The 25630-nt window shown below is 63.5% G+C and carries 24 protein-coding genes and 1 pseudogene; 14 read left to right on the top strand and 11 right to left on the bottom strand.

Annotation, left to right across the window (positions count from 1 at the left end; all coding sequences use genetic code 11):
- Nucleotides 1–26 precede the first annotated feature (26 nt).
- Both F8N82_RS21540 and F8N82_RS21535 read right to left on the bottom strand, forming a co-directional pair.
- Nucleotides 27–632 carry a CDP-alcohol phosphatidyltransferase family protein gene (locus F8N82_RS21540; protein WP_038997291.1) on the bottom strand — a complete coding sequence of 202 codons (606 nt, stop codon included), beginning with the start codon at nt 630–632 and terminating at the stop codon, nt 27–29.
- A 46-nt stretch (nt 633–678) separates the two neighbouring features.
- Nucleotides 679–1611 carry a LysR family transcriptional regulator gene (locus tag F8N82_RS21535; RefSeq protein WP_038997290.1) on the bottom strand — a complete coding sequence of 311 codons (933 nt, stop codon included), beginning with the start codon at nt 1609–1611 and terminating at the stop codon, nt 679–681.
- 77 nt (nt 1612–1688) lie between these two features.
- Between F8N82_RS21535 and F8N82_RS21530 the strand changes: the two genes are divergently transcribed.
- Nucleotides 1689–2453 (top strand): sulfite exporter TauE/SafE family protein, encoded by a 765-nt coding sequence (locus F8N82_RS21530; protein WP_038997288.1) that lies wholly within the window; start codon nt 1689–1691, stop codon nt 2451–2453.
- On the opposite strand, the gene F8N82_RS21525 is transcribed toward F8N82_RS21530, so the two are convergent.
- Nucleotides 2443–2757 (bottom strand): putative quinol monooxygenase, encoded by a 315-nt coding sequence (locus F8N82_RS21525; RefSeq protein WP_038997287.1) that lies wholly within the window; start codon nt 2755–2757, stop codon nt 2443–2445. The genes F8N82_RS21530 and F8N82_RS21525 overlap by 11 nt on opposite strands.
- Nucleotides 2758–2947: 190 nt before the next feature.
- On the opposite strand from F8N82_RS21525, the gene F8N82_RS21520 reads away from it, so the two are divergent.
- The 3 genes from F8N82_RS21520 (at nt 2948) to ggt (ending at nt 6287) form a co-directional block, all read left to right on the top strand.
- Complete coding sequence (locus tag F8N82_RS21520) at nt 2948–3538, top strand: NAD(P)H-dependent oxidoreductase (RefSeq protein ID WP_038997285.1); 591 nt, start codon at nt 2948–2950, stop codon at nt 3536–3538.
- A gap of 67 nt (nt 3539–3605) precedes the next feature.
- A complete protein-coding gene (locus F8N82_RS21515) occupies nt 3606–4502 on the top strand; it encodes a LysR family transcriptional regulator (protein ID WP_038997284.1) in 897 nt (298 codons plus the stop codon).
- A gap of 117 nt (nt 4503–4619) precedes the next feature.
- Complete coding sequence (gene ggt / locus F8N82_RS21510; protein WP_038997282.1) at nt 4620–6287, top strand: gamma-glutamyltransferase; 1668 nt, start codon at nt 4620–4622, stop codon at nt 6285–6287.
- Between the two features lie 69 nt (nt 6288–6356).
- On the opposite strand, the gene F8N82_RS27710 is transcribed toward ggt, so the two are convergent.
- From F8N82_RS27710 to ypfJ, 3 genes and pseudogenes are all read right to left on the bottom strand, one after another.
- Nucleotides 6357–7061, bottom strand: a complete 705-nt coding sequence (locus F8N82_RS27710; protein WP_414602500.1) for a methyl-accepting chemotaxis protein — start codon at nt 7059–7061, stop codon at nt 6357–6359.
- Between the two features lie 198 nt (nt 7062–7259).
- Nucleotides 7260–8141: pseudogene (locus tag F8N82_RS27705) on the bottom strand (methyl-accepting chemotaxis protein); the annotation flags it as partial.
- Nucleotides 8142–8486: 345 nt separating this feature from the next.
- Nucleotides 8487–9371 carry a KPN_02809 family neutral zinc metallopeptidase gene (ypfJ, locus tag F8N82_RS21500; RefSeq protein WP_038997279.1) on the bottom strand — a complete coding sequence of 295 codons (885 nt, stop codon included), beginning with the start codon at nt 9369–9371 and terminating at the stop codon, nt 8487–8489.
- A 200-nt stretch (nt 9372–9571) separates the two neighbouring features.
- Here ypfJ and pcaH point away from each other — a divergent pair, with 200 nt between their 5' ends.
- Together pcaH and pcaG are read left to right on the top strand one after the other, a co-directional pair.
- Nucleotides 9572–10291 (top strand): protocatechuate 3,4-dioxygenase subunit beta, encoded by a 720-nt coding sequence (gene pcaH / locus F8N82_RS21495; RefSeq protein WP_038997278.1) that lies wholly within the window; start codon nt 9572–9574, stop codon nt 10289–10291.
- 12 nt (nt 10292–10303) lie between these two features.
- Nucleotides 10304–10909: a protocatechuate 3,4-dioxygenase subunit alpha gene (gene pcaG / locus F8N82_RS21490; RefSeq protein ID WP_038997276.1), complete on the top strand. Its 606-nt coding sequence runs from the start codon at nt 10304–10306 to the stop codon at nt 10907–10909.
- A 67-nt stretch (nt 10910–10976) separates the two neighbouring features.
- Here pcaG and F8N82_RS21485 read toward each other — a convergent pair whose 3' ends face one another.
- Nucleotides 10977–12689, bottom strand: a complete 1713-nt coding sequence (locus tag F8N82_RS21485) for an FAD-dependent oxidoreductase (protein ID WP_338918865.1) — start codon at nt 12687–12689, stop codon at nt 10977–10979.
- 172 nt (nt 12690–12861) lie between these two features.
- On the opposite strand from F8N82_RS21485, the gene F8N82_RS21480 reads away from it, so the two are divergent.
- The 3 genes from F8N82_RS21480 (at nt 12862) to F8N82_RS21470 (ending at nt 15453) form a co-directional block, all read left to right on the top strand.
- On the top strand, nt 12862–13638 hold the full coding sequence (locus F8N82_RS21480) for an IclR family transcriptional regulator (protein WP_038997275.1): 777 nt from the start codon (nt 12862–12864) through the stop codon (nt 13636–13638).
- Nucleotides 13639–13749: 111 nt separating this feature from the next.
- Complete coding sequence (locus tag F8N82_RS21475) at nt 13750–14556, top strand: sugar phosphate isomerase/epimerase family protein (RefSeq protein ID WP_038997274.1); 807 nt, start codon at nt 13750–13752, stop codon at nt 14554–14556.
- 18 nt (nt 14557–14574) lie between these two features.
- Nucleotides 14575–15453, top strand: coding sequence for a DMT family transporter (locus F8N82_RS21470; protein ID WP_038997272.1), 879 nt, complete (start codon nt 14575–14577; stop codon nt 15451–15453).
- Here F8N82_RS21470 and F8N82_RS21465 read toward each other — a convergent pair.
- On the bottom strand, nt 15450–16706 hold the full coding sequence (locus tag F8N82_RS21465) for an MFS transporter (RefSeq protein WP_224793823.1): 1257 nt from the start codon (nt 16704–16706) through the stop codon (nt 15450–15452). The two genes, F8N82_RS21470 and F8N82_RS21465, sit on opposite strands and share 4 nt — an antisense overlap.
- A 293-nt stretch (nt 16707–16999) precedes the next feature.
- Here F8N82_RS21465 and quiC point away from each other — a divergent pair, with 293 nt between their 5' ends.
- Together quiC and F8N82_RS21455 are read left to right on the top strand one after the other, a co-directional pair.
- Nucleotides 17000–18910 (top strand): 3-dehydroshikimate dehydratase QuiC, encoded by a 1911-nt coding sequence (gene quiC, locus F8N82_RS21460; RefSeq protein WP_038997270.1) that lies wholly within the window; start codon nt 17000–17002, stop codon nt 18908–18910.
- A 77-nt stretch (nt 18911–18987) separates the two neighbouring features.
- Entirely contained in the window at nt 18988–19656 is a 669-nt protein-coding gene (locus F8N82_RS21455; protein WP_038997269.1) for a TetR/AcrR family transcriptional regulator, read from the top strand.
- Between the two features lie 54 nt (nt 19657–19710).
- Here F8N82_RS21455 and F8N82_RS21450 read toward each other — a convergent pair whose 3' ends face one another.
- Nucleotides 19711–20571 carry a shikimate dehydrogenase gene (locus tag F8N82_RS21450; protein WP_038997268.1) on the bottom strand — a complete coding sequence of 287 codons (861 nt, stop codon included), beginning with the start codon at nt 20569–20571 and terminating at the stop codon, nt 19711–19713.
- 171 nt (nt 20572–20742) lie between these two features.
- Between F8N82_RS21450 and F8N82_RS21445 the strand changes: the two genes are divergently transcribed.
- Nucleotides 20743–21915, top strand: a complete 1173-nt coding sequence (locus F8N82_RS21445; RefSeq protein WP_038997267.1) for an alkaline phosphatase family protein — start codon at nt 20743–20745, stop codon at nt 21913–21915.
- A 41-nt stretch (nt 21916–21956) separates the two neighbouring features.
- On the opposite strand, the gene trmA is transcribed toward F8N82_RS21445, so the two are convergent.
- On the bottom strand, nt 21957–23042 hold the full coding sequence (trmA, locus tag F8N82_RS21440) for a tRNA (uridine(54)-C5)-methyltransferase TrmA (RefSeq protein WP_038997266.1): 1086 nt from the start codon (nt 23040–23042) through the stop codon (nt 21957–21959).
- The gene (locus tag F8N82_RS21435; protein ID WP_038997265.1) at nt 23039–24334 is read right to left on the bottom strand and encodes an NCS2 family permease; all 1296 of its coding nucleotides are present in this window, start codon (nt 24332–24334) and stop codon (nt 23039–23041) included. The genes trmA and F8N82_RS21435 overlap by 4 nt, the downstream gene beginning before the upstream one ends.
- Nucleotides 24335–24542: 208 nt before the next feature.
- Between F8N82_RS21435 and F8N82_RS21430 the strand changes: the two genes are divergently transcribed.
- Nucleotides 24543–25022, top strand: coding sequence for a GNAT family N-acetyltransferase (locus F8N82_RS21430; RefSeq protein WP_038997264.1), 480 nt, complete (start codon nt 24543–24545; stop codon nt 25020–25022).
- Nucleotides 25023–25061: 39 nt separating this feature from the next.
- Nucleotides 25062–25610 carry a DJ-1 family glyoxalase III gene (locus tag F8N82_RS21425; protein WP_038997262.1) on the top strand — a complete coding sequence of 183 codons (549 nt, stop codon included), beginning with the start codon at nt 25062–25064 and terminating at the stop codon, nt 25608–25610.
- The last annotated feature ends 20 nt before the right edge of the window (nt 25611–25630 follow it).

The raw sequence follows: 25630 nt of genomic DNA, 5'->3' as shown, positions 1-25630 counted from the left end.
AATATCCTTATCTGGCACAAAGAGCTTCAGTGGGTTTGCGCCAGACCGCGGCTGACCCGGTTGTAGAGGGTATAGAGCGAGAGCAGCAAGATCACCAGCAGCACGCCGTTGATCCAGCTGGCAGGCAGTAGGCCGCTGGCAACGCCGGCGCCGAGCACGCCGAAGGCAAAGGCACGGTCGCTTTTACCCATGGGGCCATCGTAGCGGCGCTCGGCGCCGACCAGCGGGCCCATGACCCCGGCGTATTCGCTGATCAGCGCTGCCAGCACGACGATCACCACCAGTGCCGACGACACGCCCGGCAGCAGTGCGAAGGGCAGATAGAGGGCGCTGTCGGCGACCAGGTCGCAGAGTTCGTTGTAGTAGGCACCGAGCTTCGATTGCTGGCCGAATTCGCGGGCGAGCATGCCGTCGATGGCATTGAGGGCCATGCGCAGCAGCATCCATACCGGTACCAGGGCGAACAGCCAGGTCAGGTGGGGCAGCCAGGCCAGCAACAAGCCGAGCAGGACGGAAATCACGGCGGCGCTCAGGGTCACCTGGTTGGCAGTGACGCCACGTTGGTACAGACGCTCGACCGTCGGGCGCAGCAGCGCCTGAAATCGGGGTTTGAGCTGGTAGATCGACGGCACGGTGAAACTCCCTTTACGACTCGGTTGGCGATCAGTGCAGCAATAGCTAGGTCCGCGGGGGCGATTGTCGGTGGATTGCCCCTGCCGGAGCAATAGCGCCGGCACTCAGGCAGTCGAGCAAGGCCCGCGCATGCCCGGGCAGGCTGGCAAAATCCCGGCTGCACAGGTGTAGCTGACGCTTGGCCCATGGCTCGGTCAGCGAAAGGCTGTGCAATGGCAGCAGCCCCTGCCAGCGTTGCACGGCAGCCATGGGCACGATGCCCAGGCCAGCACCATGGGCGACCATGCGGATCACCCCGTCAAAACCCTCGGCGCGCACTCGTACCTGCAGGCGTTGGCCCAGATGCAGGGCCTGTTCCTCCAGGTGCAGGGCCAGGGCGCTGTCGGCCTGCAGGCCGACGTAGCCGTGGTCGAGGGTGTCGGCAAAACGCAGGTTGGGGGTGGTGGCCAGTGGGTGCGCGGGCGGCATGATCAGCATCAGCGGGTCGTCGCGAAACGCCTGGGTCTGCAGGTGTTCGCTGGCCACCGCGCTGGAGATGATGCCGATATCGGCCACGCCCTGGGTGATCGCCTGGACGATGCGCAAGCTCGGCAGTTCGTGGATATCCAGATCGATGGCCGGGTACTGCTGAAGAAACCCGGCAAGCAGCTCCGGCAGGTATTCGGTCAAGGCGGCGGTATTGCACAACAGCCGTACCTGGCCTTGCAGGCCCTGGGCGTATTGCCCGAGGTCGAACTGCAGGCGCTCGACCTGCTGGGCGATCAGCCGTGCATGTTGCAGCAGCGCCTGCCCGGCAGGCGTGGCCTGCACCCCACGGCGGTTACGTTCGAGCAGCGGCGTGCCCAGCGAACTTTCCATGGCGCGGATACGCGCGCTGGCGGCGGGAAGCGACAGGTGGCTGCGCTGGGCGCCGGCGGTGATGTTGCCGCACTCCAGGGTGTGCTGGAACAGGCGCAGGTCAATCAGATCGAAATGCATCAGCCTCTTCCTGGGCAATAGTCTGGCTGAGTATATGGCAGATTTTCAGCCAGGGTGGCGAGGTGCAGGATAGCGCCATGACTACTTTCTTTGGCTTCTATCAGGATATCGGGCCAGCGCTGTCGCTGCTGGTCATCGCTACCTTCGTGCTGGCCGGCGCGGTCAAGGGCGTGATCGGCCTTGGCCTGCCGACCATTGCCATGGGCCTGCTAGGCATGGCTATATCTCCGGCGCAGGCAGCGGCCTTGCTGATCGTGCCCTCGACCCTGACCAACCTCTGGCAGCTGGCCTTTGGCGGGCACTTGCGCGCCTTGCTGAGAAGGCTGTGGCCGATGCTGGCGATGATTTTTGTCGGCACCCTGCTGGGTAGCGCCTGGCTGGGCATCAACAGTGGCGCCTGGGCGGCGCGTGCCTTGGGTGGAGCGTTGCTGGTGTATGCGTTGTACGGCCTGTTCGGCTGCGGGATGAGCCTGGCGGCTGCGCGTGAAGCCTGGCTCGGGCCGCTGTGCGGGCTGATCACCGGGGTGATCACTGCGGCCACCGGGGTGTTTGTGATTCCTGCGGTGCCCTATTTGCAGAGCCTGGGCCTGAGCCGCGAGGAAATGGTCCAGGCCCTGGGCCTGTCGTTCAGTGTCTCGACCCTGGCCCTGGCGATCGGCCTGGCGGGCCAGGATGCGTTGGGTGCGCAGGCCCTGGGCGCGTCATTGCTGGTGCTGGCGCCGGCGCTGCTGGGCATGCTCGGCGGCCAGTGGCTACGTCAGCGCATCAGCGCCGCGCTGTTCAAGCGCTGCTTTTTTATCGGCCTGGCGCTGCTCGGTGCGCACCTGTTGCTCAACGGCTAGCCGAGGAAGGGCTGAGCATCTCGATCAACTGGATATCGAAGTCGCGTTCCAGGTAGTCCATGCGCTTGTCGAAGAAGGCCGCCATGTGCGGCAGCGCCGAGTGCACATCGAGTGCCGCCTTGCTGGCCCAGATCTCGTAGAACACGAACAGGCTTGGGTCCTGTTGGTCGCGCAACATGTGGTATTCGATGCAGCCCGGTTCCTGGCGGCTTGGCTCGACATAGGCGCGAAACAGCGTTTCGAATGCTTCGGACATTTCCGGACGGGTTTTGGCTTTAAGGATGAAACCGTACTGCTCGCTCATGAACAGGCCTCTGAAAGGAAGAAGTGAAACGATTTTAAGGCAACAATAAGCATGGGATTCGTGCTTTTTGGTCAAATGTATTTTGCCCCGGCGCGGCTTTTTCCCCGCGAGGCCGACCTCTACTCTGCCGCCATCAAATTCACTCGGTCACAGGCCCGCTGCCCCTGATCGAACACAGATGAGGCACCCCATGAAAAAAGTCCTGTTGCTCAACGGTGGCAAGAAGTTCGCTCACTCCGATGGCCGCCTGAACGAAACCCTGCACGAAGCGGCGCTGGCATTCCTTGACCGCGCCGGTTTCGATGTGAAGACCACCTACATCGACGGCGGCTACGACAACACCGAAGAGGTGCAGAAATTCCTCTGGGCCGATGTCATCATCTATCAGATGCCTGGCTGGTGGATGGGGGCGCCGTGGACCGTCAAGCAGTACCTGGACGAAGTCTTCACCGCCGGCCACGGCAGCCTCTACGCCAACGACGGCCGCACCCGCTCCGATACCTCGCAAAAATACGGCAGCGGTGGCCTGATCCAGGGCAAGCAGTACATGCTGTCGCTGACCTGGAACGCGCCGCAGCAGGCGTTTGATGACCCATCCGACTTCTTCGAAGGCAAGGGTGTGGACGCGGTGTACTTCCCGTTCCACAAAGCAAACCAGTTCCTCGGCATGACGGGTCTGCCGACCTACCTGGCCGTGGATGTGATGAAGCGCCCCAACGTCGAGGCCGCCGTGGCCGCCTACGAGCAGCACCTGGCCGAGGTTTTCCAGACGCAAGCCTGATGAAGCCTTGCGCTGGCCGCGCCAAGCGGCTATCTATCACGGCTGTTGCCAACCCCGGGGTAAAGCCGTGAAAGCCAGGTCCGATGAATTGCAGGTGTTCGTCTCGGTGATCGAGTGCGGCTCGATTTCCGCGGCCGCCGAGCAGGGTGGACAGACGCCCTCGGCGATCAGCCGGACCTTGTCGCGCCTGGAAACCAAGCTCGGCACCACCCTGATCAACCGCACCACCCGGCGCATGGACCTGACCGAAGAAGGACGGTTTTTCTTCGAGCGGGCCAAGTCGATCCTGCAGCAGATGGACGAGCTCGAAGAGCATCTGTCGGTGCACCACCAGACGCCGTCCGGGCGCCTGCGCATCAATGCCGCGCTGCCGTTCATGCTGCACGCCATCGTGCCCTGGGTCGGTGAGTTCCGCGCCTTGTACCCGCAGATCCAGCTGGAGCTCAACACCAGCGATCTGATCATCGACCTGATCGAGCAGAGCACCGACGTGGCCATTCGCATCGGCGAGCTGGCCGACTCCAGCCTGCATGCCCGGGCGCTGGGTTGCAGCCCGCTGAACGTGCTGGCCAGCCCCGAGTACCTGGCGCGCCATGGCACGCCCGAACGGGTCGAGGACCTGCAAGCGCACGCGCTGCTCGGCTTCACCCAGACCGAGACCCTCAACCACTGGCCACTGCGCCATGCCGAAGGCGATCGCCTGCTGATCCGCCCGGGGCTGTCCGCCTCCAGTGGTGAGACCCTGCGGGAACTGGCCCTGGCCGGTGAAGGCATCGTCTGCCTGTCGCACTTCATGACCCATGAAGACATCCGCAGCGGGCGCCTGCAGGTGGTCCTGCCCGAGCACAACAGTGGCTACCGCCAGCCGATCAATGCGGTGTACTACCGCAACACCCAGCTGGCGCTGCGCATTCAGTGCTTTCTCGATTTCATTCAGAACAAGCTGGCGATCTACGCCTGCTGATAAACCCATCCGCGACAGCTTCTATCTATGCGCGGCGAAATTTCCTGCGGTGTTTGATAACTCGTCTGACATCAGCCTTAATGGCTGTTCAACGAAAACAACACTAAGGAAGCTCTCATGCGCGTTGTGATGTTCCGATCCCTGGCCCTCGGCGCCGCGATCCTCGCCAGTAACGTGGCTTACGCGGTAACCCTGGAGGGCGGTGCGGTCGCCGCACCCGATCAATATGGTGCACAGGTCGCCGCCGATATCCTGAAAAAAGGTGGTAATGCGGTGGACGCGGCAGTGGCCACTGCCTTCACCCTGGCGGTCACCTACCCCGAGGCGGGCAACATCGGCGGTGGTGGTTTCATGACCCTCTATGTCGACGGCAAGGCCTACTTCCTCGACTACCGCGAAACCGCGCCGAAGGCTGCCAGCCGCAACATGTACCTGGACGACAAGGGCGAGATCATCGAGAACCTCAGCCTGGTCGGCTCCCGCGCCGCCGGCGTGCCGGGGACGGTGATGGGGCTGTGGGAGGCGCATCAGAAATTCGGCAAGCTGCCCTGGGCCGAGCTGCTGACCCCGGCGGTGGGCTACGCCAAGAACGGCTTCAAAGTCGCCTCCAAGCAGTACCAATACCGCGAAGACGCTCTGGGCCTGTTCAAGGACAGCACCAACTTCAACGACTATTTCGGTAGCATGAAAGTCGGCGAAACCTTCAAGCAGCCGGAGCTGGCGCAGACCCTGGAGCGCATCGCCGACAAGGGCGTCAGCGAGTTCTACCAGGGCAAGACCGCCGACCTGCTGGTCGCGCAGATGCAGGCCGACAAGGGCTTGATCAGCAAGGACGACCTCAAGGACTACAAAGCCGTCTGGCGTGAGCCGATGAAGATCGACTGGCGCGGCAATACGGTCTATACCGCGCCGCTGCCAAGCTCGGGCGGCATTGCCCTGGCCCAGCTGCTGGGCATCAAGGAAGCGCGCGCCGCCGACTTCAAGGGCGTCGAGCTGAACTCGGCGCGCTACATCCACCTGTTGGCCGAAATCGAAAAACGCGTGTTCGCCGACCGCGCCGACTACCTCGGCGACCCGGCGTTCTCCAAGGTGCCGGTCGAGCAGTTGATCGCCAAGGACTACATCGCCAAGCGCGCCCAAGAGGTCAATCCGACCGCCATCTCGGAAACCGAGAAGGTCCGCCCAGGCCTCGAACCACACCAGACCACGCACTTCTCCATCGTCGACAAGGCCGGTAACGCGGTCAGCAATACCTACACCCTGAACTGGGACTACGGCAGCGGGGTAGTGGTCAAGGGCGCGGGCTTCTTGCTCAACGATGAAATGGACGATTTCAGCTCCAAGCCGGGTGTGGCCAACGCCTTTGGTGTGGTCGGTGGCGATGCCAACGCGATCGAACCGGGCAAGCGCATGCTCTCGTCAATGAGCCCGAGCCTGGTGACCCGCGATGGCAAGGTCACCCTGGTGCTGGGGACCCCGGGTGGTTCGCGGATCTTCACCTCGATCTTCCAGGTGCTGAACAACCTCTATGACTACAACCTGCCGCTGGAAAAAGCCGTGGCTGCGCAGCGCGTGCATCACCAGTTGCTGCCCAAGGACACGATCTATTTCGATGCCTTTGCACCGCTTACCGGCAAGGTCGCTGAAGAGCTGAAGAAAATGGGCTACACCCTGGAAGATCAGGGCTGGGAGATGGGCGATATCCAGGCGATCCGGGTCAATGGCACGGCGCTGGAAACCGCTTCCGATCCGCGTGGGCGAGGCGTGGGGCAGATCGTTAAATAGGTGTTGAGTTGATCGCGGGTCAAGCCCGCTCCTACAAACCTGTAGGAGCGGGCTTGACCCGCGATGCTTTTAAACGCGGAAGTGGCTGACCATGGTCTGCAACTGATTACCCAGTCGCGCCAGTTCAACGCTCGACGCTGCGGTCTCATCACTGGCCGCTGCGGTCTGCTCGGACACATCGCGCACATTGAGGATGCTGCGGCTGATCTCTTCGGCCACCGCGCTCTGCTGTTCCGCTGCCGCGGCGATCTGCTGGTTCATCGACTGAATGTTCGACACCGTGCGGGTGATGCTTTCCAGCGAGGCACCGGCCTTACGGGTCAGCTCAACGCTGCTGTCGGTCAGGTTGCGGCTGCCGAGCATGACGTTGGCCACCTGCTGGGTGCCGCTCTGCAGGCCGGCAACCAGCTCTTCGATCTCTTCGGTGGATTTTTGCGTACGCTGGGCCAGGCCGCGAACCTCGTCGGCCACCACGGCAAAACCACGCCCGGCTTCACCGGCGCGGGCCGCTTCGATGGCAGCGTTGAGCGCCAGCAGGTTGGTTTGCTCGGCGACCGACTTGATCACGTCCATGACGCTACCGATCTTCTGGCTTTCCTGCTGCAGCAGGCCCATGGCCTCGGTCGAGCGGTGCACTTCTTCGGCCAGGCGTTCGATCTGGCTGATGGCTTCGGCGACGACCTGATCACCGGCACGGGCCTGACCATCGGCTTCGGTGGCAGCCTCGGAAGCATGCTCGGCGTTGCGCGCCACTTCCTGCACGGTGGCCGCCATTTCGTGCATGGCGGTGGCGACCTGGTCGGTTTCAACTTTCTGGCTGTTGACCCCGGCGCTGGTTTGTTCGGTGACAGCCGACAGTTCTTCGGCGGCGCTGGCGATCTGGGTGACGCCGTCGCGGATACCGGTGATCAGGTCACGCAGGGTCGAGCCCATGCGCTGGATGCCTTGTTGCAACACGCCCAGTTCGTCGCGGCGGGTGACGCGCATATTGTGGGTCAGGTCGCCGGCGGCGATCTTCTCGACCACGGCCAGGGTTTCCCGCAATGGGCGGGTGATCTGGCGGGTGATGATCACTGCAGCCAGTACGCCGACCAGCAGCGCCAGCAAGGTAGCAGTCAGCTGCAGGCTGCGAGCCTGGGAGCTTTCGCTGTCGCGGCGGTCAAGCTGGATCTGGTACAGGGCGTCGCTGGTCTTGACGATGTCGGCGCCTTGAACGGTCATTTCCTGACGCGCTACGGCGATATCGGCAGTGGCGTCGCGGAACTGGCGCACGGCGTCACGGTAAGCCATGACCGCTGTTTCGAACTGCTTGATGCGCGGGGCTTCGCCAGGCAGTTGGCGGTTCAGGCCGGCGATTTCGGCCAGGGCGGTATCGAGCTGACGCAAGGCCAGTTGCTCGGTCTCGCTGCTGATGTCGGCGATGTAGCTGCGCACGGCCAGGCGTACCAGCAGCAGTTGCTCCTTGGCCTGGGTGGTGGTGCGGTACTGCGCCAGGCGGCTGGCGTCACCCTCGGGCAGGGCCAGCACATCGCGGTTGATCGCTTCGATCAGCTCGATGGCGCGGGCCGCGGCCTGGTTCATCGAATCACGCGCAGCCAGGCTGGTCTTGTAACCGGCGCGCATCTTGTTGATCGACACCTGGTACTCGCTGATGGTCTGGCCCAGGTCCTGGAGCAGCTTGATGTTCTCGGGGCTCTTGAAGCTCTTCAGCAGTTTTTTCTGCTGTTCGCTGAAGGCATTGAGCTTGACCTGGACGTTTCCAGCGGCGGCGTCATCGCCGTTGGTCAGCATGTACTGCAGGCGGGTGATGCGCAGGTTGGTCAGGTCGCTGTTGAGCTGGGTGATGTCACTCATCCAGTTGCTGCGATCGATCAGGCTGCCCAGGCTGTTCCAGCCAGTCAGGGCCAGCAGGCCGGTAAGCAACAGCACCAGGCCAAAGCCCAGGCCGAGTTTCAGGTTGACGCTGATGTTGGCAAACCAGCTATTCATGCAATCCCTCCAGGAACGTTGTGCTTCTTGATCCGAATCGGTGGAAGGTTGTTGTTATTGATGGCCAGCCGATGTTCTGAGCAGGGTTTATCGGCGGCTTGCGCCGGAGCTGAAACGCTTTTTCAGCAAAAATGATCGGCGGTAGGTAACAGCACGTTTCGGCGGCCAACCTGAGGCTTCAGGTGGCCGCGAAACCGCGTGGGAGGCGGGTCAGAGCGCCCGTGCGCTGAAGGTGTCGCACTGGTTGATGTCGCCCTTGGCGAAACCGGTCTTGAACCAGCGCTGGCGCTGTTGCGAGGTGCCGTGGGTGAACGAATCCGGCACCACCCGGCCTTGGCCCTGCTGCTGCAGGCGGTCGTCGCCGATGGCATTGGCGGCGTTCAGGGCTTCTTCGATGTCGCCCGGTTCCAGCCAGTTCAGGCGCTTTTGCGCCTGGTAGGCCCAGACGCCGGCGAGGCAGTCCGCCTGCAGTTCCTGGCGCACCAGCAAGCCGTTGTCGCCTTCCATGCGTTCGCCGCGCTGGCGTGCGGCCTGAACCTTGGCCGAGACGCCGAGCAGGGTTTGCACATGGTGGCCGATTTCGTGGGCTATCACATAGGCCTGGGCAAAATCGCCGGCCGCCGAAAAGCGCTGCTCCATTTCGCTGAAGAAGCTCATGTCCAGGTAGACCTTCTGGTCGGCCGGGCAATAGAACGGGCCGACCGCCGACGAGGCGAAGCCGCAGGCCGAGTTGATCTGGCCACTGAACAGGATCAGGTTGGGGTCTTTGTACTGGCGACCGGCCTGGGCAAAGATGGCCTTCCAGGTGTCTTCAGTGTCGCCGAGCACCGAGCGGACGAATTCCGCCTGCTCGTCATTGGCCGGTGGCGCCTTGCCGGTGCCTGGGCTGACCGGTGCGCTCTGTTCCTGGCCCATCTGTCCGGCCAGTTGGCCGAGGATCTGCAGCGGGTCCTGGCCGGTGATCCAGCCTATCCCGACTATCAGCAGGATCGCGCCGATGCTCAGGCCTTTGCCACCGCCGAAGCGCATGCCGCCACCGCCCTCGCCACGGGCATCGACCACATTGTCGCTACGCCTGCCTTTTCGCCATTGCATGAGTGCTCTCCGGAGCTTGGAAACATGAGGACAAAGATTAGTTCACCGCGCGGGGCTCTGTCAGATTCCTGATTTATCCATAACCATCTGGTTATGCATGGCACTATTCTTTTCAGTATTCGCCGGGCCGCGCATATCGGAAACTGCAAGCTCGCCTGCCACGCACAGGCCCTCCAATAATTCCAAGACAGGAGAACGGCATGTCTGCGCAAGACAACAGTCGCTTCGCTATCCGTGATCGCAACTGGCACCCCAAAGCCTTGACCCCCGACTACAAGACGTCCGTCGCCCGTTCGCCGCGCCAGGCCCTGGTGAGCATCCCGCAGTCGATCAGCGAAAGCACCGGCCCGGATTTCTCGCACCTGAAATTCGGCCCCCACGACCATGACCTGCTGCTCAATTTCAACAACGGCGGCCTGCCGATCGGTGAGCGCATCGTTCTCGCCGGGCGCGTCTGCGACCAGCACGGCAAACCGATCCCGCACACCCTGGTAGAGATCTGGCAGGCCAACGCCGGTGGCCGCTACCGGCACAAGAACGACCGCTACCTGGCGCCGCTGGACCCCAACTTCGGTGGCGTCGGCCGTGCCCTGACCGACAGCGAAGGCTATTACAGCTTCCGCACCATCAAGCCGGGCCCATACCCCTGGCGCAACGGCCCCAACGACTGGCGCCCGGCGCATATCCATGTGTCGATCAGCGGCCCGTCGATTGCCACGCGCCTGATCACCCAGCTGTATTTCGAAGGCGATCCGTTGATCCCGATGTGCCCGATCGTCAAGTCGATTGCCAACCCTGACGCGGTGCAGAGCCTGATCGCGCGGCTGGACATGAGCAACGCCAACCCCATGGATTGCCTGGCCTACCGCTTTGACATCGTGTTGCGCGGGCAGCGCAAGACCCACTTCGAAAACCGCTGAGGAGGCGCCCCCATGCCTATCGAACTGCTGCCGGAAACCCCTTCGCAGACCGCCGGCCCTTACGTGCATATCGGCCTGGCCCTGGAGGCCGCCGGCAACCCGACCCGCGACCAGGAAATCTGCAACCGCATGGCGCAACCGCACGCGCCGGGCGAGCATATCCTGGTGTTCGGCAACGTCTATGACGGCAACGGCCACCTGGTGCGCGACTCGTTCCTGGAGTTCTGGCAGGCCGACCACAATGGTGATTACCAGGACGATTTCAACCTGGAAAAACCGTTCAACAGTTTTGGCCGTACCGCCACCACATTCGATGCCGGTGAGTGGACCTTGCACACCATCAAGCCGGGCGTGGCGAACAACGCCGCTGGCGTGCCGATGGCGCCGCATATCAACGTCAGCCTGTTTGCCCGTGGCATCAACATCCACCTGCAGACCCGTCTGTACTTCGATGACGAGGCTCAGGCCAATGCCAAGTGCCCGGTGCTCAACCTGATCGAGCAGCCGCAGCGGCGCGAAACGCTGGTGGCGACTCGTTGTGAAGTGGACGGCAAGCTGGCGTATCGCTTTGATATCCGCATCCAGGGTGAAGGCGAGACGGTGTTCTTCGATTTCTGATCGCGGTGTATCTATCGCGGGGCAAGCCCGCTCCCGCAGGTTGTGCAGGAGCGGGCTTGCCCCGCGATCATTCATCTTCTGTCACTCCGGCAATATGCCGCCCGGCGATATACCCGAACGTCGCCGCTGGCCCCAGGTTGATCCCGCCCGCCGGGTAGTGCCCGCCCATGATGCTGGCCATGTCAGTGCCCACCGCATACAACCCGCCAATCGCCTGGCGCTGCTCGTCCAGCACCTGCGCATGGGCGTTGGTCCTGAGCCCGGCAAAGGTGCCGAAGCAACCCGGTTCGACTTTCACCGCATAGAACGGCCCATTTTCGATCGGCGCCACACACGGATTTGGCCCGTGCAGGGCATCGCCCTGCTTGCGGTTGTAAGGCGTCGAGCCGCGGCCGAATTGCGGGTCTTCGCCGTTGCGGGCATGGTGGTTGTACTCGGCAACCGTGGCGACCAGGCCCTCTGGGTCAATCCCGCAGGCCCGTGCCAGGGCTTCGATGCTGTCGCCGGTCTTCAGGTAACCGGATTTGATCATCGGCTGCACCGGTAAAGGAAACGGCCGCGAGATGCCCAGGCCGTAACGGCGCTGGAAGGCATGACTGCAGATCAACCACGACTCGACTTTGTCACCCGGTGCTTTGGCGACCATGGCGCTGACATAGTCGTAGTAACCATCAGCCTCGTTGACGAAGCGCTTGCCGTCGGCGAGCACGCCGATGATGCCGGGCTTGGCCCGCTCGATGATGTGCGGGAAGTGCCCAACGCTGCCGTCCCGGTGCGGCACCCGCGACACCGGCGCCCAGGCCACCGGGCTGTGCAGGTCGTCAGCCACCTGGCCGCCGACGCTTTCGCCCAGACGCAGGCCGTCACCGTTGGCGCCCAGCGGCGGCAGGGCCAGGTGCTCGTGGCCGGTAGGGGTACGTGGGAACAGCGCCTTGCGCCGCTCGATGTCGTTGGCAAAGCCGCCGGCGGCCAGCACCACGGCCTTGCGTGCATTTATACGGATCGGCCCGCGCGCGGTTTCAATCAGCGCACCGCTGACCCTGCCTTGCTCCTGGAGCAACTGGCGGGCTGGTGCCGACTCCCAGAGCAACACGCCGAGGTCTTCAGCCGACTTGGCCAGCCGCGCGACCAGGGCTACGCCATTGACCAGTTGCAGGGCCCGGCCGTGGGTTGCCAGGTCAAGCAGGTGACGGCTGAAACGCTTGCTCACGTGCAGTAGCGAACGCCACGATCGGGTGAGGCTGAGGAAGGCGCCCAGGTCCTTGCCGGCCATGATCGGCATGCCCATGAACGAGGTTTCGCGCATGGTTTTGCGCAGGCGCTTGAGCAGCTTCTTACCCAGCTGGCGCCCGTCGTAAGGCGCAGCAATCACCGAGCGTCCGCCGGTGCCGGCGCCCGGGGTGTTGCCGTGGATGTCGGCAATGCCGTTGCCATCGGCAAATTGCAGTGCGGTATGGCGCTCGAAGAACGACACCATGTTGGGCGCCGCTTGCAGAAACGCATCGATCATCTGCGCATCGAAACACTCGCCCAGTTCATGTTCCAGGTAAGTGCGCGGCTGCGCGCGTTCCTCGATGATCCCGGCACGCTGCGCCAGCGGATTGCACGGCACCCACATCCAGCCGCCGGACCAGGCCGTGGCACCGCCGAACACCGGGTCTTTTTCGACCACGATGACTTTTTCACCATGCCAGGCGGCGGTCACCGCAGCGGCCAGCCCGGCGGCGCCGGAGCCGATGACCAGTACATCGCATTCGACCAGCGGGGTGTCGACGGGCATGAGCAGTGTCCTTCAGGCAGTTTTGTTATATTTTGGAACTTGATTCCATATTCTATGGTTTGATCAATCGCCCAGCCAAGGCGTACCACGACAAAGTGGGCGAAGATCGGACAGTGATTTGCGCTTTCGCCGGGGCTCTTTAGAATCGGCACAAATTTCAGGGACCATGACCATGGCCGGCAGTCAGATCGAACGTGCGTTCAGCCTTCTCGAACGCCTTACCAGCGACCCGCGCGGGCTGCCCCTGCAGACCCTGGCCGAAGAGCTGGACATCCCCAAGAGCGCCACCCACCGCATGCTCGCCGAGCTGATGCGCCTGGGGTATGTACGCCAGAATGCCGAGAGCAACCGCTATCACCTGAGTACCCGGCTAGTGGCCATGGGTTTTCGCTACCTGGCCAGCAGTGGTGCCGATATCGTCCAGCCGATCCTCGATCAACTGGCCCAGCAGACCGGCGAGCTGGTGCGCCTGGGGGTGATCGACGGCGAGCGCCAGACCTGGATCGCCAAGGCCCAGGGCGCCCGCTCCGGTTTGCGCTACGACCCGGACATGGGCCGTGATGCGCCGTTGTTCTACACCGCCTCCGGGCATGCCTGGCTGTCGAGCCTGAGCGATGCCCAGGCCTTGTTGCTGGTGGAGCGCCAGGGGATTGTCGACCCCGCAGAGTTCGGCCCCAATGCGCCGAAGTCCAATGCCGAGCTGCTCGAACGCCTGCGCATTGCCCGCGAGCACGGCTATGCCTGGGTGGTGGAGAGCTCGGCGGTAGGTACTTCGGCCCTGGCGGCGGTGGTGCGTCACCCGCTCGATGGGCATGCGGTAGGGGTGCTCAGCGTTGCCGGGCCCAGTGCGCGGATGAGCGAGGCGCGCATGCATGAGCTGGCGCCGGTGTTGCTGGCGGCGGTGGCGGAATTGTCGGCGGCGAGCCCTGCGTCTGAGTTGTTTGTTTGAAAGCATCGCGGGGCACGCCCGCTCCTGCACCCGCGATCAGTTTTTTCGCTTGCATTGAAATTGGAACTAAGTTCTAAATATTTCCATATTCAACTCGCCGAGAAAATAACAATGAGCCAACGCGTGATGTCCCTCGCCGCCCTGACGGTACTCGAGCTGTCGCCTGTGGAAATGGTCGAGGTTGCCGCCCGCGCTGGCTACAGCCATGTCGGCCTGCGCCTGGAGCCGGCCACGGCCGAGGAGCATCACTTCCCGCTGGTGGCCGACGCCGGCTTGCGCCGACAGACCGCTGCGCGCCTGCGCGATACCGGCATCAAGGTGCTGGATGTGGAGATCCTGCGGCTCAAGCCCGACACTTGCCTGGCCGACTTCGAAACCCTGCTGGCCGTCGGCGCCGAGTTTGGCGCCAGCGAGTTGCTGGTGGCCGGCAACGACCCCGACGAGCAGCGCCAGAGCGACAACTTTGCTGCCCTGTGCGACCTGGCCGGGCAATACGGCTTGCACCCGCACCTGGAGTTCATGCCCTGGACCGATGCCAAGAACCTCACCCAGGCCTGGCGCATCGTCGAGCAGGCCGGGCGCGACAATGGCGGGGTGTTGGTCGATGCCTTTCACTTCGACCGCTCGGCTTCATCGCTGGATGAACTGCGCCAGGTCCCGGCCTCGCGGCTACGCTATGCACAGCTTTGCGACGTGGCCGGGCCGCGTCCGGACGACATGGCCGAGATCTTGCGGCAGGCACGCAATGAGCGGCGTTTTCCCGGTGATGGCCATTGCGACTTGCCCGGCCTGTTGCGTAGCCTGCCGCAGAACATCGCGCTGAGCCTGGAAATCCCCGTTCGCGACCAGGGCCTGAGTGCCTTGCAGCGGGCGCAGATGGCCCTGGACAAGACCCAACAGTTGCTCCGTCAACTCTGAACCTGCGAGCTTTTATCGATGCCCCGTCCCACTGCGCTCGACGCTGTCAGCCAACCGCTCAAGGGCATTGCCCTGGTGGTGCTGGCGACCTTTCTGTTCGCCAGCCACGACGCCTTGTCCAAGTACCTGGCGGGGTTCTATCCGATTCTCTGGGTGGTGTGGGCGCGCTATCTGGTGCACACCTTGCTGATGATGGTGATCTTCCTGCCGCAGTCGGGTCTGCGCGTGCTGCGTACGCGCAGGCCTGGGCTACAGACCTTGCGCGCCTTGTGCCTGCTCGGCACCAGCCTGTTGTTCACCACCGCCTTGCAGTACATACCGCTGGCTGAGGCGACGGCGGTGAACTTCCTGGCGCCGTTGCTGGTGACGGCATTGTCGCTGCCACTGCTGGGCGAGAAGGTCACGCGCGGGCAATGGGTGGCGGTGCTGGTGAGTTTTGTCGGGGTGACGGTGATCATCCATCCGGGCGGTGCGCTGTTCACCCCGGCGGTGTTGCTGCCATTCGGCTCGGCCTTGTGCTTTTGCTTCTACCAGTTGCTGACGCGCAAGCTCAGCGGTACCGACAGCCCGACCACCAGCAACTTCTTCACCGGCTTGCTCAACACTCTGGTGATGAGCGCCGTGGTGCCGATGTTCTGGCAAACCCCGAGCTTCGTTCATGGCCTGATGGCCGTGGCCCTGGGCACCTGCGGGATGACTGCGCACCTGTTCCTGACCCAGGCTTTTCGGCATGCGCCGCCGGCCATGCTGGCGCCGTTCAGTTACTGTCAGATCGTGTTCGCCGGGATCCTCGGCCTGGTGCTGTTCGGACACAGCCCGGACATGGCCGGGCTGGTCGGGATTGCCTTGATCTGTCTCAGCGGCCTGGGCGCCGCCTGGTTGCAGCGGCGCCGTTAAGCCTCGACCTTCGGCACCTTGCGCGGAGCCATAAAGTACATCCAGGTCAGGGCGATGAAGTACATGGCCGGGATCATGGTGAACAGCAGGGTGTAATTGTTGTGGGTGGTGGTGAGGATGTAACCGACCAACTGGGTCATGAACATGCCGCCAATGGCCGCGCACATGCCGCCGAAACCGAACACCGTGCTCATCATGTGCTTGGGCGTGTAGTCCATCACCAGGCTCCAGATGTTGGCGGTCCAGGCCTGGTGCGCGGCGATGGCCAGGGAGATCGCCAGCACCGCGACCCACAGGTTGCTGGCGCCAGCGGCGAAGATCACGCCAATGATGGTGGTGGCGAACAACAGCATCGACAGCAGCCGTGCCTTGACCGGGGCCATGCCGCGACCGATCAGGAACGACGAGAGAATGCCGCCGCCGACACTGCCGAAATCCGCACTCAGGTAGATGACGATCAGTGGGATGCCCATCTGCGTCACGCTGATGCCCAGGCTGTATTGCTGATTGAGAAACGGCGGCAGCCAATACAGGTAGAACCAGAACACCGGTGCGGTCAACGAGTAGGCCAGGGCGAAGGCCCAGGTGCCGCGCATGCGCAGGATCCGTGAGAACGGCACGCGCGCCTGTTCCGGTTCCACTTCGCTTTGCACGTAGGCGAGTTCTTCCTTGCTGACGCTCGGGTGATCTTCCGGGTTGAAGTATTTCAGGCCCCAGAACACCACCCAGACCAGGCCCAGTGCGCCCATGCCGATGAACGCCGCTTGCCAGCCCCAGACGGTGAGAATCAGCGGCAGCAGCATTGGCGTGAACATGGCGCCGACGTTGGTACCGGCGTTGAAGATGCCCGTGGCTACCGCCCGCTCACCGGCCGGGAACCACAGGCGGGTGGTCTTGACGCAGGCCGGGTAGTTGGCCGCTTCGGTCAGGCCCAGAATGAACCTGCAGACCATGAAGCCCACCGCCGAGGTGGCCAGGCCGTGGGCGCCGGTGGCCAGGCTCCAGAGCAGCACGGCGCAGAAGAACACGCGCTTGACCCCGACCCGGTCGATCAAGCGGCCCTGGAGCACGAAGCCGATGGCGTAACCGACCTGGAACCAGAAGTTGATATTGGCGTAATCCATCGCCGTCCAGCTCATTTCCTTGGCCAGGATCGGCTGCATCACCCCGAGGGCGGCGCGGTCGATGTAGTTCAAGGTGGTGGCGAAGAACACCAGGGCGAGCATGACCCAGCGGGTCTTGCCGACGGCCATGGCGCCACGCAGCTTGTCGCCGATGCCGGCATGCGCAGTAGTGCCCAGGGGTTGGGCTATGCGGGTGGATTGAGTGTGGATCATCGCGGGTTACCCGTATTTTTATGTTTATGGGTCAAGCCTTGGTGTCGAAATGGTGCGCCCGTGGTCAAAAAAGGGTCAATTCACTGAACGCTATATTGGGCGATAATCGAACACAAAACTAACTAGTTCGTACCTTTTGCATTGAGCAAAAATTGCTCAACACCAATAATTCCTCCACCGGTTTTTGCCTGCCCATCGGAGCCAGAATAATGCAGCGTTCGATCGCCACCGTATCCTTGAGCGGTACTTTGCCAGAAAAACTCGAAGCCATCGCCGCCGCAGGCTTTGACGGCGTCGAGATCTTCGAAAATGACCTGCTGTACTACGCCGGCAGCCCGCGCGAAATTCGCCAGCGCTGCGCCGACCTGGGCCTGGCCATTACCCTGTTCCAGCCGTTTCGCGATTTCGAGGGCTGCCGCCGTGATCGCCTGGCGCGCAACCTGGAACGTGCCGAGCGCAAATTCGATCTGATGCAGGAGCTGGGCACCGATCTGGTGCTGGTGTGCAGCACCGTCGCCGCCGACTCCCTCGGTGAGCCCCAGCTGCTGGTGGATGACCTGCGCCTGCTGGCCGAGCGTGCTGGCGCCCGTGGCCTGCGCATCGGTTACGAAGCCCTGGCCTGGGGCCGCCATGTGAACACCTGGGAGCAGGTCTGGGACATCGTCAAAGCCGCCGACCATGCAAATCTTGGGATGATCCTCGACAGTTTCCACACCCTGTCGCTCAAGGGGGACCCACGGGCAATTGCCCAGGTGCCGGGGGACAAGATCTTCTTCGTGCAGATGGCCGATGCGCCGATCCTGGCCATGGACGTGCTGGAGTGGAGCCGGCATTTTCGCTGCTTCCCGGGGCAGGGCGAGTTTGACTTGCCGGGCTTTCTGGCACCGATCCTGGCCAGCGGTTACAGCGGCCCGCTGTCGCTGGAAATCTTCAACGATGGCTTTCGCGCCGCGCCGCCGCGGGCCAATGCCGCCGATGGCCTGCGCTCGCTGTTGTACCTGGAAGAGAAGACCCGCCAGCGCCTTGAGCAAGACCGCGTAGCGCCCGCCAGCGACGACCTGCTGTTCGCGCCACCGCCTGCCAGTGCTTACGAGGGTATCGAATTCCTTGAGTTTGCCGTCGACGACGCCCTGGGCGCCAAGCTGGGCAACTGGCTGGAGCGTCTGGGCTTTACCCGCGCCGGTGTGCACCGGTCGAAGAATGTCAGCCTGCTGCGCCAGGGCGACATCAATCTGATCCTCAACGCCGAACCTTATTCGTTCGCCCACAACTTCTTCGAAAGCCATGGCCCGTCGCTGTGCGCCACGGCGATCCGGGTCAAGGACAGCGCCCAGGCCCTGGCCCGTGCCGTGGCCTACCATGGCCAGCCCTATCGCGGCCTGGTCGGCCCCAACGAGCGCGAACTGGCGGCAGTACGCGCCCCGGACGGCAGCTTGATCTACCTGGTTGACCAGGACGCCCAGGGCCGGACCATCTACGACACCGACTTCAGTGTGCAGCAGCAAGCGGGCAACAGCCTCGGCCTGACCCGCATCGATCACATGGCCCTGGCCTTGCCGGCCGACGGCCTGGACAGCTGGGCGCTGTTCTACAAGAGCGTGCTGGACTTCAGTGCCGACGACGAAGTGGTGTTGCCCGACCCTTACGGCCTGGTCAAAAGCCGCGCCTTGCGCAGCCGCTGCAGCACCATCCGCCTGCCGCTGAACATTTCGGAAAACCGCAACACGGCGATTGCCCATGCCTTGTCGCATTACCGTGGTTCGGGTGTGCACCACATTGCGTTTGACTGCGAGGATATTTTTACCGCCGTCAAACAGGCCAAGGAAGCTGGCGTGGCCTTGCTCGACATCCCGCTCAACTACTACGACGACCTTGCCGCGCGCTTTGATTTTGACGAAGAGTTCCTCAGCGAGCTGGCCTACTACAACGTGCTCTATGACCGCGATGCCCAGGGCGGTGAGCTGTTTCATGTGTACACCGAGCCGTTCGAGGAGCGCTTCTTCTTCGAGGTGCTGCAGCGGCGTAACGGCTACAGTGGTTATGGCGCGGCCAATGTCGCCGTGCGCCTGGCCGCCATGGCCAAGGCCCGCGCCGGAGCGCCGGCACAAGCCAAGTTGTAGGGCGCAGGCCGCAAGGCTTCCTTACTCAGCACCCGGGGCTCATAATTGCCGGGTTAACCGATGGCCATGAGTCCCGTATGACGACTACTCCAGCACTTTGCGCAGCCCCTGAACCAGCGCCGCGCAAGGGTCGCAAGAACAATCCGGAAAAGACCCGCGAGAACATTCTTCAGGCGGCAATCAGCGAGTTCGTCCAGCAGGGGCTGGCCGGCGCCCGGGTCGATGCGATCGCCGAGCGCACGCACACCTCCAAGCGCATGATCTACTACTACTTCAACAGCAAGGAGCAGTTGTATGTCGAGGTGCTGGAGAAGCTCTACGGCGATATCCGCAGCACCGAAAGCAACCTGCACCTGGCCGAGCTTGAGCCGCGCCTGGGCATCCGCCGGCTGGTGGAGTTCACCTTCGATCACCATGATCGCAATGTCGACTTCGTGCGCATCGTCTGCAACGAGAACATGCACCACGGCGAGTACGTGAAGCGCTCCTCGGCGATCCGTTCGATGAACAAGACCGTGCTCACGGCGCTGGATGAAGTGCTCAAGCGCGGGGCTGGCGAAGGGGTGTTCCGCCAGGGCCTGGATGCGCTGGATGTGCACCTGTTGATCAGCTCGTTCTGCTTCTACCGGGTGTCGAACCGGCATACCTTTGGCGAGATCTTCCAGGTGGATTTCGACGAGGCGGCGGTCAAGGACCGGCATCGGGAAATGATTTGCGAGTCGGTGTTGAGGTTCTTGCAGGCCTGAGAGTTTTCGCGGGGCAAGCCCGCTCCTACAGGAGCGGTTGCCCCGCGATGTTGTTCAGTTACCCAGACTGTTGAAGTGCTCGATCATCCGCGCCGCATCCGGCTTCACTGCGCTGAACAGTTCAAACGCCGTCACCGCCTGGAACACCGCCATGTTCGCCCCGCTCAGGGTGCGGCAGCCCAGGGCCCGGGCTTCGCGCAGCAGCTCGGTTTCCAGTGGAAAGTAAACGATCTCCGCCACCCACAGTTGCGTGCGCAGCAGCGCTTTGGGCACCGGCATGCCCGGCAGCTTGGCCATGCCCATGGGCGTGGTGTTGACCAGGCCGTCGGCGCTGGCCATGGCGCTTTGCAGGTCATGGCCGACCTTGGCCCGGCTGCCGGAAAAGTGCTGGTTGAGGTTATCCACAAGGGCCTGGGCGCGGGCCAGTTCGACATCGAACACGGTCAATTGCCCGATCCCTTCTTCCAGCAGCGCATGGGCCACCGCAGCTCCGGCGCCACCGGCCCCCATCTGCACCACTTGGCCGCGCGGCGCATCGCTCAGGCCGCGGCGAAAGCCTTCGGCAAAACCCAGGCAATCAGTGTTGTGGCCGATGCGCTTGCCGTCCTTGAGCACCACGGTGTTCACCGCGCCGATGCCGCGGGCTTGCGGCGACAGTTCATTGAGCAGCGGCAGGATCGCCTGCTTGCACGGGAAGGTGATGTTCAGGCCGGTAAAGCCCATGTACTCAGCCGCTGTCAGCAGCGCTTCGAGGGCGTTGCTGTCGAGCTTGAGCTGGTCCAGGTCGATCAGCCGGTACAGGTAGTTGAGGCCTTGCGCGGCGCCTTCGTGCTCGTGCAGCGCGGGGGTGCGCGACGCCTGGATGCCAGCGCCGATAAGGCCGGCGAGAACGCCGGAAGAAGAGGCTAAAGCCATGCTGAAAACTCCGTTGTTGTTCTTGGTAATGAAGCGGGAGCGCGTCAGCTAGAAAATGTACCGAATGGTTAATTTGGTCAATCGGGCGCAGCACCGCAGGCGTGTTTTCTGTGCGCTGATCGCACAGCCTGTGCTACACCTGTTGCTTTGTACCTGACCACGGAGGGAGACATGGCAACGCCGATCAACGACCTGCAGTCACTGGGGGAAACCTGGCCGGGCCTGGCCAACCTGACCCAGTCGATCTTCGCCGCCCTGGGTGGCCATGGTTTTCGCAATGCCTTTCGCCTCGATCATTCGCGCAGCACCTGCCTGCTGCTGATCGACGGCCTGGGCTGGGACCTGCTGCAGGCCCACGCCCGGCATGCGCCGTTTCTCGCCTCGCTGATGCAGCCAGACAGCCACTTCAAGGTGGGGTTTCCGGCTACCACCGCGACCAGCCTGGCCTCGGTGGCTTCCGGGCTGGGCAGCGGCGCTCACGGTATCGTTGGCTGCGGTTTTGCCCTGGACGAACGGACTGAACTGTCGCCCCTGACCTGGACCACCTCGCCCTTGCAAGTCGAGGCACAGCCCAGTGTCGCGCCACTGCCGGAGACCTTTATCGTGCCCGCCGATGCCTGGAGCCAGGCTGCCGCCCAAGGCATCGCCATCAGCACGGTGATGCTCGGGCGCTATGCCAACTCTGACTTCACCCGGGCGATCTACCGGGCCGGCAAGATCCTCCCGGCGCCGGCCTATGACGCCTATCCGCAGCTGGTCAATGCCGCCCTGGCAGTACCGGAGCCGGCATTCTGCTTTGCCTATTTCGGTGACCTGGACTTTGCCGGGCACCTGTTCGGCCCAGGCTCCGAGGGTTGGCTCAAGCAATTGCAGATCGCCGACCAACTGGCCCAGGCCATCGCCCAGCAGCTACCTGCGCAGGCCCGGCTGATGGTGATTGCCGATCACGGCATGCTGGCGCTGGACAGCGAGCAGGTGCGTGATTTTGATCTGGACCCGGTACTGCAAGAGGGGGTGCGGGCGATGGCCGGAGATATCCGCGCGCGCTACCTGTACACCCACGAGCACCAGCAGGACCGTGTGCACGAGCGTTGGCAGAATCGCCTGGGGGATGGCTACCGGGTATTGAGCAAGGCCCAGGCGATTGCCAAGGGGCTGTTCGGTGATGTGCTGCTGAGCCAGGCCGAAGCGCGGATTGGCGATCTGATCGTGATCCCGAGCGGCGCCGGGGGGATCATTCGCAGCGAGGTGGAGAAGCACGCCAGCCAGTGGCGAGGGCACCATGGAGCGTTGACCGATGAGGATCAGGTGGTGCCATTGTTGATGTGTTCGGGGCTCGGCTGACGAGCCCGCTCCTGTAGGAGCGGGCTTGTCCCGCGATAGCTTCAACGCCGAACCAGCAACACCCCACTTTCCATGTGATGGGTATACGGAAACTGGTCAAACAACGCACAACGCTCGATGCGATGGGTGTCGTGCAACTGGGCGATGTTGGCCGCCAGGGTTTCCGGGTTGCAGGAGATGTACAGGATGTTGTCAAAGCGCCGGGTCAGCTCGCAGGTGTCCGGGTCCATGCCGGCGCGCGGTGGGTCGACGAACACGCTGGCGAACTGGTAGCTCTTCAGGTCAATGCCTTCCAGGCGGCGGAACGGGCGAACTTCGTTCAGTGCTTGGGTCAGCTCTTCAGCCGACAGACGCACCAGGCGCACGTTGTCCACAGCGTTGTCGTCGAGGTTGTGCAGGGCGGCATTCACCGAGGTCTTGCTGATCTCGGTCGCCAGTACCTTGCGCACCCGGGTGGCCAGCGGCAGGGTGAAGTTGCCGTTGCCGCAGTACAGCTCGAGCAGGTCGTCCTGGCGCTCGCCCAGGGCTTCATAGGCCCAGTTGAGCATCTTCTGGTTGACCGCGCCGTTGGGCTGGGTGAAGGCGCCCTCGGGCTGGCGGTAGCGGAAGGTGCGTCCGGCAATCTGCAGCTCTTCGACCGCGTAATCGCGGCCGATCACCACACGCTTGCCCTTGGAGCGGCCGATGATGCTCACGCCCAGGTCGCTGGCCAGTTGCTGCGCGGCGCTCTCCCAGTGCTCATCCAGCGGACGGTGGTAGCACAGGGTGATCATCGCATCGCCTGCCAGGGTGGTGAGGAACTCCACCTGGAACAGCTTGAAGCTCAGCGCCGAACTGGCCTGCCAGGCGGCCTTGAGCCGCGGCATCAGGTCGTTGATCTGCTGGCTGGCAATCGGAAAGTCTTCGATCAGGATCGGCGTGTATTTCTCGCCCGGGGCGAACATCGCATAGAAGCGCTGCTCGTTCTCGCGCCACAGGCGGAACTCGGCGCGCAGGCGATAGTGCTCGCGGGGTGAATCGAACACCGCAGGCTCAGGGGCCGCGAACGGCGCCAGCAACTCGCGCAGGCGCGCGACCTTGGCGTCGAGCTGCTGGGTGTAGGTCGAAGGGTCGAAGACAGCACTCATGCGTTGAACCAGCCCAACTTGATGACGAACAGGATCGAGAGGATCACCAGCGCCGCGTTGAGGTCACGGGCCCGGCCGGAGAGCAGCTTGATCGCGGTCCAGGCAATGAAACCGAAGGCGATGCCGTTGGCGATCGAGTAGGTCAGCGGCATGGCCAGTGCAGTGACCACCACCGGTGCGGCTTCGGTAATGTCGTCCCAGTTTATTTCAGCCAGGCCCGAAGCCATCAACACGGCGACGAACAACAGCGCAGGGGCGGTGGCGAAGGCTGGCACGCTACCGGCCAGCGGCGCGAAGAACAGCGCCAGCAGGAACAGGATGGCCACCACGATGGCGGTCAGGCCGGTGCGGCCACCGGCGCTCACGCCAGCGGCGGATTCGATGTAGCTGGTGGTGGTCGAGGTGCCCAGCAGGGAACCGGCCATGGCCGCGGTGCTGTCGGCGATCAGTGCCCGGCCCATTTTCGGCATGTGGCCGTCCTTGCGCATCAGGCCGGCGCGCTTGGCGACGCCGATCAGGGTGCCGGAGTTGTCGAACAGGTCGACGAACAGGAAGGCGAAGATCACGCTGATCAGGCCGACGTCCAGCGCGCCCTTGATGTCCAGCTGCAGGAAGGTCGGCGCCAGCGACGGCGGCATCGACACCACGCCATTGAACGGGGTCACGCCCAGGGCGATCGAGGCCACGGTCACCACCAGGATACCGATCAGCACCGCGCCACGGACCTTCAATGCCTCCAGTGCGACGATCAGGAAGAAGCCCAGGGTAGCGAGGATTGGCGCTGGCTTCTTGAGATCACCCAGGCCCACCAGAGTGGCCTCATTATCGACGACGATACCGGCGTTGTGCAGGGCGATCAGCGCCAGGAACAGGCCGATACCGGCCGCAATCGCCGAACGCAGCGGCAACGGGATGCTGTTGACGATCCATTCACGGATGCGAAAGATCGACAGCAGGAAGAAGCACACCGCCGAGATGAACACCGCGCCCAGGGCCACCTGCCAGGTGTGGCCCATGTGCAGGACCACGGTGTAGGTGAAGAAGGCGTTCAGGCCCATGCCCGGTGCCAGGGCGATCGGGTAGTTGGCGATCAGGCCCATGGTGGTCGAGCCGATGGCCGCTGCCAGGCAGGTGGCGACGAACAGCGCGCCCTTGTCCATGCCGGTCTCGCCGAGGATGCTCGGGTTGACGAACAGGATGTAGGCCATGGCCAGGAAGGTGGTCACGCCCGCGAGAATCTCGGTGCGGACATTGGTGTCGTGTGCTTTTAGTTGAAACAGCCTTTCCAGCATGCCTGCTCCCCGTGGCGCTCCCGGCGCCGTGAATGTATCGACCCAGTTAGCAAAGCACAGACTGTACCGGGAGACTGTGGTTTTTCCCTGGGTCGGAAAAAAGCCGCGCATCATACCAGCATGCTCGGGCAGCGGTAATTAATGTCGCGATACACTGCAGATATCTGCAGGTTCTGCGCCGTTCACCCCATCCCGAGATAACCACGCTGTGCACCTGATCGACTACCGCGACCTCACCCCGGCCCAGCGCGAGCAACTGCTCGACATCCAGGTGCGGCCCGAGCAACAGCGCTTTGCCGGCGATATGGCCGGCGCCTTGTACACCCTGCAAAGTACCGACAGCCCTGACCTGCGCGGCGTAGCGCTGCTGGTAGACAGCGTGCCGCGTGCTTTCCTGCTGCTTCAGCGCGGGGCGTTCCTGGCGCCTTGGGCCCGGGCCGATGCGGCGACGATCAACGCCTTGCAGGTGGATCGGCGACAGCAGGGCCACGGCTTGGGACGATTTTGTATGCGCGCGTTACCCGATCGGGTCCGCGCCTTGTGGCCGGATGTGCGCTGCCTGCAGCTGTCGGTGGACCCGGACAACCACGCGGCCCTGGCGCTGTACCGGGCCACCGGCTGGGTCGACAGTGGCGACGGCTACCGCGCGCGCAAGGGCCATGAGTGTCAACTGACCCTGTTGCTGTGAGCGGCTAAGCTTGTGGAATACCCCGGCGGAGAGCAGTTGATGACCCACAGAGCCCTGATCGTAGTCGCCGAAGGCGTGGATGACCTGCAAAGCGTGACCCTGATCGACGTGCTGCGCCGCGCCGAGATCGAGGTGGTGGTGGCCAGTATCGAAGGCCGGCGGATGCTCACCTGTGCCCGCGGCACGCGCTTGACCGCCGATGGCATGCTGGTTGATCTGCTGGCCCAGCCGTTTGACCTGATGGTCTTGCCCGGGGGCGAGAAAGGCGCACAGCACATGGCGGCGCACCCACCGCTGGCGCAGCAGGTCAAGGACCAGGCCAGGGCCGGCAAGTTCTTTGCTGCGATCGGCGAAGCGCCGTTGGCCTTGCAGGCCTATGGCGTCTTGCGTCAGCGACGCATGACTTGCGATCCGGGTGTCAGCCAGGGGTTGTCCGGGTGCAGCTTTGTCGATCAGCCGGTGGTGGTGGATGGCAATTGCATCACCGCGCAGGGCTCGGCGGCGGCGCTGGAGTTTGCCTTGGTATTGGTCGAGCAACTGGCGGGCAGGGTGGTGCGCAAGCGGGTGGCAACTGAGCTGCGGGTGTGACTATCGCGGGGCAAGCCCGC

It is taken from the genome of Pseudomonas fluorescens, from assembly GCF_902497775.2.
Classification (GTDB): Bacteria; Pseudomonadota; Gammaproteobacteria; order Pseudomonadales; family Pseudomonadaceae; genus Aquipseudomonas; species Aquipseudomonas putida_F.
The sequence above is the reverse complement of the archived record's forward strand: the minus strand, read 5'-3'. Positions and strand labels throughout refer to the sequence as shown.

Coding starts and splice junctions, on each gene's coding strand:
- F8N82_RS21445 (WP_038997267.1), top strand. CDS start 20,743: ATGGCAACGCCGATCAACGACCTGCAGTCACTGGGGGAAACCTGGCCG.
- F8N82_RS27710 (WP_414602500.1), bottom strand. CDS start 7,061: ATGGCGGCCACCGTGCAGGAAGTGGCGCGCAACGCCGAGCATGCTTCC.
- pcaG (WP_038997276.1), top strand. CDS start 10,304: ATGCCTATCGAACTGCTGCCGGAAACCCCTTCGCAGACCGCCGGCCCT.
- quiC (WP_038997270.1), top strand. CDS start 17,000: ATGCAGCGTTCGATCGCCACCGTATCCTTGAGCGGTACTTTGCCAGAA.
- F8N82_RS21530 (WP_038997288.1), top strand. CDS start 1,689: ATGACTACTTTCTTTGGCTTCTATCAGGATATCGGGCCAGCGCTGTCG.
- F8N82_RS21520 (WP_038997285.1), top strand. CDS start 2,948: ATGAAAAAAGTCCTGTTGCTCAACGGTGGCAAGAAGTTCGCTCACTCC.
- ypfJ (WP_038997279.1), bottom strand. CDS start 9,371: ATGCAATGGCGAAAAGGCAGGCGTAGCGACAATGTGGTCGATGCCCGT.
- F8N82_RS21435 (WP_038997265.1), bottom strand. CDS start 24,334: ATGCTGGAAAGGCTGTTTCAACTAAAAGCACACGACACCAATGTCCGC.
- F8N82_RS21450 (WP_038997268.1), bottom strand. CDS start 20,571: ATGGCTTTAGCCTCTTCTTCCGGCGTTCTCGCCGGCCTTATCGGCGCT.
- F8N82_RS21465 (WP_224793823.1), bottom strand. CDS start 16,706: ATGGCCGTCGGCAAGACCCGCTGGGTCATGCTCGCCCTGGTGTTCTTC.
- pcaH (WP_038997278.1), top strand. CDS start 9,572: ATGTCTGCGCAAGACAACAGTCGCTTCGCTATCCGTGATCGCAACTGG.
- F8N82_RS21475 (WP_038997274.1), top strand. CDS start 13,750: ATGAGCCAACGCGTGATGTCCCTCGCCGCCCTGACGGTACTCGAGCTG.
- F8N82_RS21455 (WP_038997269.1), top strand. CDS start 18,988: ATGACGACTACTCCAGCACTTTGCGCAGCCCCTGAACCAGCGCCGCGC.
- trmA (WP_038997266.1), bottom strand. CDS start 23,042: ATGAGTGCTGTCTTCGACCCTTCGACCTACACCCAGCAGCTCGACGCC.
- F8N82_RS21480 (WP_038997275.1), top strand. CDS start 12,862: ATGGCCGGCAGTCAGATCGAACGTGCGTTCAGCCTTCTCGAACGCCTT.
- F8N82_RS21525 (WP_038997287.1), bottom strand. CDS start 2,757: ATGAGCGAGCAGTACGGTTTCATCCTTAAAGCCAAAACCCGTCCGGAA.
- F8N82_RS21535 (WP_038997290.1), bottom strand. CDS start 1,611: ATGCATTTCGATCTGATTGACCTGCGCCTGTTCCAGCACACCCTGGAG.
- F8N82_RS21425 (WP_038997262.1), top strand. CDS start 25,062: ATGACCCACAGAGCCCTGATCGTAGTCGCCGAAGGCGTGGATGACCTG.
- F8N82_RS21485 (WP_338918865.1), bottom strand. CDS start 12,689: ATGCCCGTCGACACCCCGCTGGTCGAATGCGATGTACTGGTCATCGGC.
- F8N82_RS21470 (WP_038997272.1), top strand. CDS start 14,575: ATGCCCCGTCCCACTGCGCTCGACGCTGTCAGCCAACCGCTCAAGGGC.
- ggt (WP_038997282.1), top strand. CDS start 4,620: ATGCGCGTTGTGATGTTCCGATCCCTGGCCCTCGGCGCCGCGATCCTC.